Annotated in this window: 8 protein-coding genes and 1 pseudogene; 7 read left to right on the forward strand and 2 right to left on the reverse strand. The window is 65.2% G+C overall.

Annotated elements, in window-relative coordinates:
- The first annotated feature begins 277 nt into the window (after positions 1 to 277).
- Positions 278 to 1,480 carry a HAMP domain-containing sensor histidine kinase gene (locus tag H0W38_RS07660; RefSeq protein ID WP_292452625.1) on the forward strand — a complete coding sequence of 401 codons (1,203 nt, stop codon included), beginning with the start codon at positions 278 to 280 and terminating at the stop codon, positions 1,478 to 1,480.
- 620 nt (positions 1,481 to 2,100) lie between these two features.
- Positions 2,101 to 2,259: pseudogene (locus H0W38_RS07665) on the forward strand (integrase); the annotation flags it as partial.
- Between the two features lie 159 nt (positions 2,260 to 2,418).
- On the opposite strand, the gene H0W38_RS07670 reads toward H0W38_RS07665, so the two are convergent.
- Entirely contained in the window at positions 2,419 to 2,646 is a 228-nt protein-coding gene (locus H0W38_RS07670; protein ID WP_292452627.1) for a tyrosine-type recombinase/integrase, read from the reverse strand.
- A 198-nt stretch (positions 2,647 to 2,844) separates the two neighbouring features.
- Between H0W38_RS07670 and H0W38_RS07675 the strand changes: the two genes are divergently transcribed.
- Positions 2,845 to 4,071, forward strand: coding sequence for an AI-2E family transporter (locus H0W38_RS07675; RefSeq protein ID WP_292452629.1), 1,227 nt, complete (start codon positions 2,845 to 2,847; stop codon positions 4,069 to 4,071).
- Here H0W38_RS07675 and H0W38_RS07680 read toward each other — a convergent pair.
- Positions 4,040 to 4,732: a hypothetical protein gene (locus H0W38_RS07680; protein WP_292452630.1), complete on the reverse strand. Its 693-nt coding sequence runs from the start codon at positions 4,730 to 4,732 to the stop codon at positions 4,040 to 4,042. The two genes, H0W38_RS07675 and H0W38_RS07680, sit on opposite strands and share 32 nt — an antisense overlap.
- Before the next feature lie 256 nt (positions 4,733 to 4,988).
- On the opposite strand from H0W38_RS07680, the gene H0W38_RS07685 reads away from it, so the two are divergent.
- From H0W38_RS07685 to H0W38_RS07700, 4 genes are all read left to right on the forward strand, one after another.
- Complete coding sequence (locus tag H0W38_RS07685; RefSeq protein ID WP_292452631.1) at positions 4,989 to 5,420, forward strand: hypothetical protein; 432 nt, start codon at positions 4,989 to 4,991, stop codon at positions 5,418 to 5,420.
- A gap of 178 nt (positions 5,421 to 5,598) precedes the next feature.
- On the forward strand, positions 5,599 to 7,359 hold the full coding sequence (gene kaiC, locus H0W38_RS07690) for a circadian clock protein KaiC (protein ID WP_292452632.1): 1,761 nt from the start codon (positions 5,599 to 5,601) through the stop codon (positions 7,357 to 7,359).
- A gap of 7 nt (positions 7,360 to 7,366) precedes the next feature.
- Positions 7,367 to 7,675 (forward strand): circadian clock KaiB family protein, encoded by a 309-nt coding sequence (locus H0W38_RS07695; RefSeq protein ID WP_292452634.1) that lies wholly within the window; start codon positions 7,367 to 7,369, stop codon positions 7,673 to 7,675.
- Positions 7,672 to 11,160 (forward strand): PAS domain-containing protein (locus H0W38_RS07700; protein ID WP_292452636.1); only part of this gene is annotated, 3,489 nt, incomplete at its 3' end. The genes H0W38_RS07695 and H0W38_RS07700, both read left to right, overlap by 4 nt.

An 11,160-nucleotide genomic window follows, 5' to 3' on the forward strand; every position in this document is an offset into this window, starting at 1 on the left:
GGGTAGCCCGATGTCGAGCAGGAAGGCGTCGATCGGCGCGTTGCCGAGTTGCGCCAGCGCCGTGCTGCCGTCGTGCGCGACCTGCACCTCGTGGCCCTCGCGCCGTTGTCCTGCACGACGATGCGGGCCACCTCGGCGTCGGAAAGGCCAGAAAAGACCGCCGATCCGGACGTGTGCACGAACCTAAAAGAAAACTTGGCCCATTGGGCACTACGATGCCCGAATGCACCCTTCTTCATTGGCGTCCTTGTACCCGACTTCTACGGAGCCGAACCGCATGATCCTCAGTACCTTCATCCGGGAAAGCCACGACGCGATCGTTGCGGAGTGGGAGTCGTTCGCCAGGACGCTGCCGATGGCACGGACCATGTCCGACGTTGGCTTGCGAGACCATTGCAGGGAAATGCTGCTGGTCGTCGTGGCCGACATGCAAACGCGCCAGACAGAGGGCGAGCGAGCCACCAAATCGACGGGCGATGCGCCTCCCAATACCGGAGCGGACACGGCCGCCACGCTGCATGGCACCTTGCGGCAGCTCGCCGGCTTTGATTTGGTGCAGTTGGTCGCCGAGTTCCGGGCGCTGCGAGCCAGCGTCCTGGCACTGTGGAAGCGCCACCGGGCCGCCGGCGTCGATGCCCCGGTAGGTGCGGCGGAGATCGAAGAAATCATGCGGTTCAACGAGGCGATCGATCAGGCCCTTGCGGAGTCGGTCGGCAGCTACGCCGAAGCGGTGATGACGTCACGCGACATGTTCCTGGCCGTGCTCGGACACGACCTGCGCAGTCCGCTGCAGGCCGTCAGCATGTCGGGGCAGCTTCTTCTCAAGCCAAACCTTTCGGAGAAGGCAGTCCGCGATGCGGGATATCGCATTCAGCGCGCGTCGACGGCCATGAGCCAGCTGATCAGCGACCTGCTCGAGTTCACGCGAACCCGCCTGGGTTCCGGCATCCCGCTCGAGCGAAGGACGTGCGACCTGGGCCAGGTCTGTGCCGAGGCGCTCGAAATCATCCGCGCCGGCAACCCGGAGCACGGCTTCGAGGAAGACATCGCGGTTGATCTGCTGATGTCGGGCGATGCACCACGGCTGCAGCAGGCACTGGGAAATCTGCTCAGCAATGCCGTTCAGCACGGTGATCCGGGTAAGCCCATTTCCCTGACGGCACGGGCTGCGGACGACGACATCGAGGTGCGCGTAGCAAACTTCGGGCATCCCATCCCCGCTGCAGCGTTGCAGTCAATCTTCGAGCCGATGGTTCGTGTGCCGACCGCAGGCAAGGAAGTGCACGAGGATTCGAAGACCAGCCTGGGGCTGGGTCTTTTTATCGTCCATGAGATCGTGACCCGCCATGGCGGCTCGGTCGCCGTCCAATCGTCGGAGGAAGCCGGAACGGCGTTCACGATTCGCCTACCACGGGCAGACGGCACTCCAATGAAGGAACGTCTGAAAACATACACGAGGCACCCGGCGTCGTTTTACTGATTGAAGGCGTTCGGCCAGATGTTCGCGGCCTGATCAGCGGATGGCGTGCCTTGTGACGATGGCAACGCCGAACTTCAGCGCTCGATCAGTACGCTTCGGGGATGGGGGCGATGATCTTTAGTTCGCCGCCGATCTTCAAGCAGTGTCGTGGTCCAGGCGAAGCGCCAGAAAGCCCCCAGTCGTCACCGACAGTCGATGCGAAGGCGCATATTTACAGCTGCGCCAGTAAGCCGCCCTCAGTATCAGCGGGGTGACGTCCTGCCGAGCAGCCTTGCAAAGGCCCGCCGGCATCCGTCGCGCGCTCACTGCACAATTATGTGGACGGTGTGCGGAGCTCCACGGAGGGCATCAGTTCACCCCCTAGACCCCGGCATTGCGCTCATTGGCCATAGATACTTTGTCCCTTGCCAACGGGAGCTTTCAATGGCCGCATCAGCAACGAACGAATTACCCATCCAAGGCGCCGAGCCACAGCCGGAGACCAAGAAGGTCACGGCGCTCAACTACGATGCAGAGGCGGTGTCGCGCCTCGTTCGCCGAGGCATCCTCGAGCCAGCGCACGAAGGTCCACCGCAGTTCGAGTTGACGATGCCGTACGTGAGACACCTGTCAGGCGTGGACAGTACGCCCGAATCCTCGAGGCCTGAGTAGAGGAGCTCGGACTTGACCCGGCCGACTACGGCACGCACTCGATGAGGCGAAACAAAGCGACGCTGATCTATCGGCGCACAAAGGACCTGCGGGCCGTGCAGTTGCTGCTTGGCCATTCCAAACTCGACTATCTCCCGCAGCCGACTATGGCCCGCTGCGCAGCCGGCCTCCAATGAGCCGGCGTGCGCGGTGCTGGACATAGGCCGAACGTCTACAGCCCCTTCAGGAACGCCAGTAGCTTGTCGTCGGGTCGGTAGCGGCCAGGCCTGCCGGTGGGAGGCGTAGTCTTATCGAGGACCGTCTGCTTCAGCTCCAGATCGGCATCCAGGTAGGAGCTGGGTCGTCTCGATGGACTCATGTCCCAACCACAGCGAGATCGCGATCTGCTCCGCGCCCTCTTGCAGCAGGTCCATCGCGGTCGTATGCCGCAGCACGTGCGGGCTGACGCGCTTGTGCTTCAGCGACGGGCAAACGTCGCTGGCCACAGCCACATGCTTGGCCACCAGGTATTGCACGCGCCGTGCGAGCTCAACCGGCCGCCGCGCGCATTGGGGAACAGCGGCTGGCTTGCCACCAGAGGCGGCTCTCCGTCGGCGACAGAGCCGACAGCATGAAAGAGGGAACTCCGGAAGTGGGGTGCAAAGTCACAGCCCACACGACGGTGAACCCCAGTACCCTAGGACCCGGACAACGCCACGGCGTTACCGTCGAGCATGATCGACTTGACCCCGCTCGGCATCCCCATCACACGTGCCCTCGTCGCGCCCGCGCCGGCAGACGCCGCGAACGAAGACGGCGCCCAGCCCGAGCTGGCCATCCGCCGCCTGCCTGCGCGGTTTCAGCTGCACATGCCGGTGGACGTGCGCGGTGTGTCGCTGTCGGTATTGACGGTGATCGCGGTGGTGTACGCGCTGCACGCCGCCAGCGCAGTCTTCGTCCCCCTCTTGCTGGGCATCATGGTCTGCTATGCCCTGAGCCCAGTGGTCGACTGGATGGAGCGCCGGCGGCTGCCGCGTGCCATCGGCGCCGGGCTGCTGATCGTCAGCCTGGGTGGGCTGGGCGGCACAACGCTTTGGGCCGTCAGCGATGACGCCAGCGCGCTGATCGCGTCCTTGCCCGCCACCACGCAGAAGCTTCGTCAGGTCGTGCGCCAACAGCGCGGTGCCGAAGAGTCCACGATGGATAAGGTACAGCGCGCCGCGACGCAACTGGAACAGGCTGCAGAGGAAGGCGCCTCGTCACGGCAGTCGCCGATTCGCGGCGTGACCCGCGTCAGCATCGAGCGCGCGCGCTTCGATATCCAGGACTACCTCTGGTCGAGCACGCTGGGCGCCGCCGCATCGGTGGGCCAGGCGGTGGGGGTGGTGTTCATTGCCTTTTTCTTGCTTGCCTCGGGCAGCAGCTTCCGCCGCAAGCTGGTGAAGATCGCCGGGCCTACCTTCGCGCAAAAGCGCATCACGGTCCAGGTGCTCGACGAGATCACCGAACAGATCCACCGCTACCTACTCGTGCAGATTTTCGTCAGCGTGCTGGTCGGGTTCGTCATCGGCGGCGTCTACATGGCCATTGGTCTAGAGCATGCAGCGGCCTGGGCGGTGGCAGCCTTCGTACTGAACTTCGTGCCCTACCTGGGCACGGTGGTACTCGTGGCTGGATCCGGCCTGGTGGCATTCGTGCAGTTCGGCAACTTCGACCAGGCGCTGCTGGTGGCAGTCGCAGGCCTGCTGATCCACGCGGTCTCGGGCAACCTCTTGACACCTTGGCTGACCAGCCGCACCAGCCGCATCAACGCGGTGACGGTCTTTGTCGGTGTGCTCGCATTCGGCGCGCTGTGGGGCGTTTGGGGCCTGTTGCTGGGCGTGCCGATCCTGACCTCCGTGAAAGCAGTCTGCGACCGCGTGGAAGAGCTCAAGCCGATCGGAGAGTTGATGGGGGCATGAGGACACAGCTGAATCGGGAGGCTCGGACAGGGGTTGGCCCTGACCCGTTCAACGGACGACGCCGCAATCTCTCGCTGGTCTGCTGAGCGCGGGCCCGCGACCGATGTGTATCTGGCTCACTGGCGAGGTGATTCCAGGTCCGGCGTTGTTGGGCCTTCAGCCAGGCCGATTGGCGAGCGTCGTAACGGTCAAGCATCATCACCTTGTCCCAGACTTTGACGAAGTCCTTGACGAAGCGCGTGCCCATCGCTGCCCGCATAAACCTCGGCCACCGCGCGCAGCTGCTGTTCGAGCCGAACACCAGATCGCAGCGGGTCGCCTCGAAACGCTGCTCCCCGGTTGCGCGATCGACGATCGAGAAGGCCATCGCCTTGTCATCCAACTTTTTCCACTCGTGGTCGACGCTGGTCAGCACCCGGAAGCAGTCGTTGGACAGAACGCCGACGCGGTCGGTAAGAACGCCACTGGCCGATCCATCATGGTTCGCTGCCATCACGCGCAGGCCGCCGACCAGTGCAACCCAGTCGGGCGCGGTCAGGGTCAGCAGACGCGCACTGTCAAGGAAGATCTCTTCCGGTGCGACATCCGGAGCGATCTTCACGAACGGGTCGTCGATGTAATTGCGGAACTCGTCGACGACAGGCTTCAACCCGTTGGACATCTCGATGTCGGTGAGCTGTTGCGTACAGCGCCTGCCCGGCGTGAGTCTGGGGTTGGCCTCGAAGGCTTTAGGAAGTCCACATCGATTTTGAGAGTATGAGAGTTCGGCTTCTCAAAGTTGAGCGTGAGTGTCCGTCGCAGGAAAGAGCGGTTCCGCACGGTTTTGAGATCCTTGGGCAAGGATTTCAACCCTTTGGCATTCGTTGCAGTCTCCGACGCATCTCAGCGCGGTACCCTGACAACTTAGGAGATCCGCAATGAAACATATTCTGCTTGCTGCTGCGCTGTCCCTGGCGGCGCCGGCGTTCGCCGCCGATGTCGGCGTTTCCGTCGAGATCAGCCAACCCGGCGTCTACGGCCGCGTCGACATCGGGCGCTACCCGCAACCGCAGGTCATTGTTGCGCAGCCGATTTTCGTGCAGCGCCCGACGGTAGTCGTGCAACGTCCTGATCCGGTCTATCTCTGGGTGCCGCCCGGCCACCGCAAGAACTGGAAGAAGCACTGCCGCGACTACAGCGCTTGCGGCGTACCGGTGTACTTCGTCAAGGACGACTGGTACGACAGCAATGTCCGGCGCGCCGACTTTCGCGATCACCGCAGGGACGATCGCCGCGAGGATCGATTCAGCGACCGTGGATACGGCAAGGACAAGGAGAAGAAGGGCAAAGGCAAGGACAAGCACGACTGATCCCCACCGGCGCGCTACGCGCATCGCACTCACGGGAGCGCATGCAACGCCGTCGGAGTCCACGCGAGTGCGCGATGCGGCCTGCCCGCCCGAAGGATTCGACCACTTTGGCGTGAGAGCCGAAGGCAAGCCAGCGCTCGATTCCCAGCCCCGTTCGCCGATCTCACCTGGGTCCCACATGACGGTTCCTCCCGATGCTCGCAAGGCCTCCCGCCCACAGGACAGGGACGGTTGCGCGGCGCTGGCCAAAGCGGCCACCGGCATCGCCGGTTTCGACGACATCACAGGCGGCGGCCTGCCCGCGGGTCGAACCACCCTGCTGGTGGGCGGGCCGGGCTCGGGCAAGAGCATCTTCGCGATGCAGTGCCTCGTGCATGGCGCGAGGCACTGCCAGCAGCCGGGCATCTTTGTCGCGTTCGAGGAGACGCCTGCACGCATTGCAGTCAATCTCCAGGGCTTTGGCTGGCAGCTGGATGCGCTGCAACCCAAGCATCTGGCCTTCGTCGATGCGCAACCGGCACCGGACCTGGTTCAGTCGGGCACCTTCGACCTGAGCGGCATGCTGGCGGCACTGGAAGCCCAAGCGCGCTTCATCGGCGCCAAGCGCATCGTCTTCGACGCGCTGGACATCATGCTCGCCTTGCTGCCCGACGCGGCCGCCCGGCGGCGCGAGGTGTACCGGCTGCACGACTGGTTAAACAGCTTCGGTCTCACCGCGCTGATCACCGCGAAGGCCGACTTCGATTCGACGCACGGCATCGGGCAACAGTCCTTCGGCTTCATGCAATTCATGGTCGATTGCGCCGTGGTGCTCAACCACAGCGTTGCCTTGGGCGTGTCGCAACGCAACCTGCGGGTGCAGAAGTACCGCGGCTCGGCTTTCGACGAGAACGAGGCGCCGTTCGTCATTGGCAAGTCCGGCTTCGACGTGGCTGTCACGCGCAAGCTCGGGCGCGTCGACACAGACGTCTCCACCGAACGCGTCGGCAGTGGTGTCGCGCGGCTGGACACCATGCTCGGTGGTGGCTACTACCGCGGTGCCGCGGTTCTCGTCACGGGCTTTCCAGGAACGGCAAAGACGACGCTGAGCGGTGCGTTCGCCGAAGCCGCCTGCGCGCGAGGTGAGCGGACTCTGTTCGTCAGTTTCGACTCCGACGGCAGCGAGATCGTGCGCAATCTCGCCTCGGTCGGCATTCAGCTTGCCCGCTACGTCGAAGACGACCTGCTGCGCCTGGTCTCAGCCCGCTCCATCACGGGCAGCGCCGAAACCTTCCTCGTGCGCATCAAGGCGCTGTCTCAGGAGCACGGCGCTCGCTGCCTGGTCATCGACCCGGTGTCCACACTGTCGAAGGCGGGCAACGAACTGACTGCCCACGGTGTGGCGGAGCGCCTGATCGACTGGTCCAAGGCCGACGGCATCACCCTGGTGTGCACCAGCCTGCTCGACGAATTGACCGCCGGCCCGGGATCGAGCTCCCCTTTGCATGTTTCGACCTTGGCCGACACCTGGATCCACCTGAGCTACCTGGTGCAGGCGGGCGAGCGCAATCGCGGGCTGTCGATCATCAAGTCGCGCGGCACGGCGCACTCCAACCAGGTGCGCGAGCTGATCCTCAGCGAGGAGGGCGTGACGCTGGCCGACATCTACACCGCCGGTGGCGAGGTGCTGATGGGCACCTTGCGATGGGAGAAGGAACGCGCGGTTCGCCTCGCCACCGAGATGGCCGAGGTGACTGATCAGCTGAAGAGCGTGCGGCTCGATGCCGAGGAGGCCGAGCTGGAGGTGCGGGTGAAGTCCCTGCAGACCGAGCTGGTGGCCAAGCGCGTGGAGAAAACACTGCGCGCCCGAGCCGCCATGTCACGCGAGGGCGAGGTGTCCGAAGGGAATTCGCAGATGCGTGAGCTGCGCGGGGCGGACGACAATGCGCCACCCGGCTAAGGCTCCAGTGACCCCCACCGCCACAGTCAAGTTCAGACTCTACATCGCAGGTGAGGCATTGAACTCGGCGCATGCGCTCGCCAACCTGCAGGCGCTGTGCCAGGCCCACTGGCCAGGGCGCCACGAGATCGACGTCGTGGACGTCTTCCGCCATCCCGAGCGCGCGCTGGCCGATGGCATCTTCATGACGCCGACGCTCCTGAAACTCTCGCCAGCGCCGCTGTGCAAGGTGGTGGGCACGCTCAGCGAAGCTGCCACGGTGCTGCGGGCCGTGAACTTCGCCAGCTCCGCGCCGGCTGATCCAGCCCGTTCATGATGTCGACACCCACCGTCGTCGAGTCCGACCGCCAGGCACGCATCGCTGCGCTGATCGAGACCCTGCACGACACCGAGCAGCAACTGGAGGCGCTAACGGCCGGGCAGGTCGATACCGTCGCCGACCAGGCGGGCAACACCTTCCTCCTGCGGCGCGCGCAGGAACAACTCCGCCAGATCGAGGCGAGCAAGCAAGCGGCCCTGCTCAATGCGCTGCCGGCGAACATCGCGATGCTCGATCCGCAGGGTGTCATCGTCGCGGTCAACGAGTCGTGGCGTCGCTTCGCGGTGTCCAACGGCATGCGGGATCTCGCCCACGGCGTGGGTCAGAACTATCTTGAGATTTGCAGCCGTGCCTGGGACGAAGACGGATCCAACGCGGCTTGTGCCGCGGGCGCCGGCTTGCGCGCGGTGCTGGCGGGCGAGCGGGGCGGCTTCTCGATGGAGTACCCCTGCGACTCGCCAAGCGAGGCGCGGCGCTTCGTCCTCACCGTCGCGCCGCTGGAGGCGACTCGCCTGGCCGGCGCGGTAGTCATGCACCTCGACGTCAGCGATCGCGCGAGCGCCGAACAGGCCTCCTTGCGCACGACCGAGCTGCTGCACGCGGTAGCCGACGGTGCGCCCGACCTGGTCTACGTGAAAGACCTCCAAGGCCGCTACCTGCTGACCAACCGCGCGCTGGACGAGTTCCTCGGACGCCCCGCGGAGTCGCTGCTCGGGAACGACATCGTGCCCTTTCTCCGGGAACAAGACCTGGCCGGCCCACTGGAAAGCGACCGTCGCGTCATCGAGACGGGGTGCAGCGACACGAGCGAATACACGCTCACCGGCGCGCATGCGCGGCGCACCTTCCACGTCACCAAGGCACCGTACTGCAATGAGCGTGGCGAGGTGATCGGCCTCATCGGCATCTCACGCGACATCACGGACGGCAAGAAGGCTGAGCTGTCGCGCGAGAACGAACGCCTGCTGCTGCGCACGCTGATCGATGCCCTGCCCGACGTCGTCTACACCAAGGACACGAGCGAACGCTACGTGATCGGCAACAAGGCCGCACTGGCCCAATTCGGGCTGCAGCACGAGCACGAACTCGCAGGCAAGACGGCCTTCGACCTCATGCCGGCCGACCTCGCGGCCCGGGTGCAAGCCGACGACACCCATGTGCTCGCTGGGCAACCGGTCTTTCACCGCATTGATCACGCCCCCGCGGCCGACGCCACAGAGCAATGGACCTCGATCGTCAAGGTGCCGCTACACGACGCGACGGGTCAGCTCATGGGGCTGGTGGGCTTCAGCCGCGACGTCACGGAGCACAAGCGGGCCGAACACGATCTGATCGAAGGCCGGGCGGTGCTCAACATGGTTGGCCGCATTGCCAAGGTGGGCGGGTGGTCGCTGGACCTGATCGAGCAGCGACTGTCGTGGTCCGACATCGTGGCGACCTTGCACGACGAGCCGGTCGGGTTTTCGCCGTTGCCGGAGGAGGGCATCTTCACCTTTGCGCAGGAGCATCGGCAGGAAGTGCAGACCGCGATCGAGCGTTGCGCCGCGCTCGGCACGCCCTACGACATCGAGGCGGAAAAGGTAACCGCAAAGGGCCGTCGCATTTGGGTGCGGGCCATGGGCGAAGCGGTGCGCGACGCGGAGGGCCGGGTGGTGCGCATCCAGGGCGCCTTCCAGGACATCACCGACCGCAAGCTCGCCGCGCTCGAAACGCAGCGGCTCGCCATGCGCCTGGTCAATACCCTGGAGAGCATGACCGAAGGCTTCTTCACCGTCGACCGTGCCTGGCGTTATACCTACGTCAACCACGAGGCCGAGCGGGTGCTGCACAAGAGCCGCCACGAGCTGATCGGCAAGGTCATGTGGGATGTCTACCCGGAGGCACGGTCGACAGCGTTCGAGGAGGGCTATCGGCGCGCGATGGCCGGTGATGCTGGCATCAGATTTGAAGCCATGTTCGGGCCCCGGCAGAAGTGGATCGGCGTCGACTGCTACCCCTCCGACGAAGGGCTCTCGGTCTACTTTCGCGACGTCACCGACGAACGTGCTGCGCGACAGCAACTGGAGCTGATGGAAGCCAGCGTCGCGCAGCTCAACGACATCGTAATGATCACCGAGCCGGCGCCGCAGCTGGCGCACGGCCAGCGCATCGTGTTCGTGAACGACGCGTTCATTCGCGTGACCGGGCATGCTCGCGAGGATGTGCTCGGCCGCTCGCCGCAGCTGCTCAGCGGACCGTTGACCGACCGCGAGGAACTCGCCCATATTCAGGCAGCGGTCGATCGCCGCGAACCGATGCACGCCGAACTGCTGGAGTACCACAAGAGCGGGCGCACGCACTGGATCGAGCTGGACATCACGCCGATCGGCGTCAAAGGTGACGACTGCACGCACTTCGTCTTCGTCAAGCGCGATATCAGCGAGCGCCGCCGCAATCAAGACGCGCTGCGCGAGCTGAATGCATCGCTCGAGGGCCGCGTTCGTCATCGCACTCAGGAGCTGGAGGCGGCACGCGAGTGGGCCGAGCAGGCCAACCGCGCCAAGTCCGCTTTCCTGGCGACGATGAGCCACGAGATCCGCACGCCGATGAACGGCGTGGTCGGGATGATCGACGTGCTCGAGCAAAGCCAGCTGCGGCCAAGCCAGCTCGACATGGTCAAGACCGTACGCGAGTCGGCCTATGCGCTGCTGGCCATCGTGGACGACGTGCTCGATTTCTCGAAAATCGAGGCGGGGCAGTTCGCGATCGACCATGAGCCGATGGACGTGACGGCGGTGGTCGAGGGCGTGTGCGACGCCCTGGCCCGTGTTGCCGAAGCCCGGGGCGTCGGCCTGCGCCTGTACACCGACCCGACACTGCCGGAGGAGGTGCTCGGCGACGACGCGCGCCTGAGGCAGGTGCTGATAAATCTGCTGGGCAACGCGATCAAGTTCAGCGGTGGCAGGGACCACCCCGGGGTCGTCTCGGTGCGCGCGCTGCGCGTGTCGGGCGGCGAAGGCCCTGACTCGCTGGCGCTGGGGGTCGCCGACAACGGTATCGGCATGGACGCGGCAACGCTGTCGCGGCTCTTCTCGCCTTTCACACAGGCCGATGCCAGCACGACCCGCCGTTTCGGCGGCACGGGGCTCGGTCTGAGCATTTCGCACCGACTGGTCGATCTCATGAACGGAAGGATCGAGGTCGCAAGCGAGCCGGGGCGCGGGTCGACCTTCACCGTGCGCTTGCCCATCCAGCCGCTTGCCGAGCGGCAGGCTGACGCACCCGCGGTGAGCCCGCTGGCGGGTCTGCCCTGTTTGCTGCTCGGCCGTGAGAGCGGGCCGGCTGCGGATCTGGGCAGTTACCTAAAGCACGCCCGGGCGGCGGTGCAGGGCGTGCAGTCACTGCCGCAGGCGCTGGCCTGGTTGCATCGCGCCCCATCAGGGCGAACAGTGATCGTCGTCGCCGAGCCCGGTGAGGGTGTCGGCACCGTGCTGGCCGCTTGC

This window comes from Methylibium sp., from assembly GCF_013817365.1.
Classification (GTDB): Bacteria; Pseudomonadota; Gammaproteobacteria; order Burkholderiales; family Burkholderiaceae_C; genus Methylibium.

Excerpts from the sequence above, each read along its gene's own strand:
- H0W38_RS07660 (WP_292452625.1), top strand. The coding sequence starts at position 278 with ATGATCCTCAGTACCTTCATCCGGGAAAGCCACGACGCGATCGTTGCG.
- H0W38_RS07680 (WP_292452630.1), bottom strand. The coding sequence starts at position 4,732 with ATGTCCAACGGGTTGAAGCCTGTCGTCGACGAGTTCCGCAATTACATC.
- H0W38_RS07685 (WP_292452631.1), top strand. The coding sequence starts at position 4,989 with ATGAAACATATTCTGCTTGCTGCTGCGCTGTCCCTGGCGGCGCCGGCG.
- H0W38_RS07675 (WP_292452629.1), top strand. The coding sequence starts at position 2,845 with ATGATCGACTTGACCCCGCTCGGCATCCCCATCACACGTGCCCTCGTC.
- kaiC (WP_292452632.1), top strand. The coding sequence starts at position 5,599 with ATGACGGTTCCTCCCGATGCTCGCAAGGCCTCCCGCCCACAGGACAGG.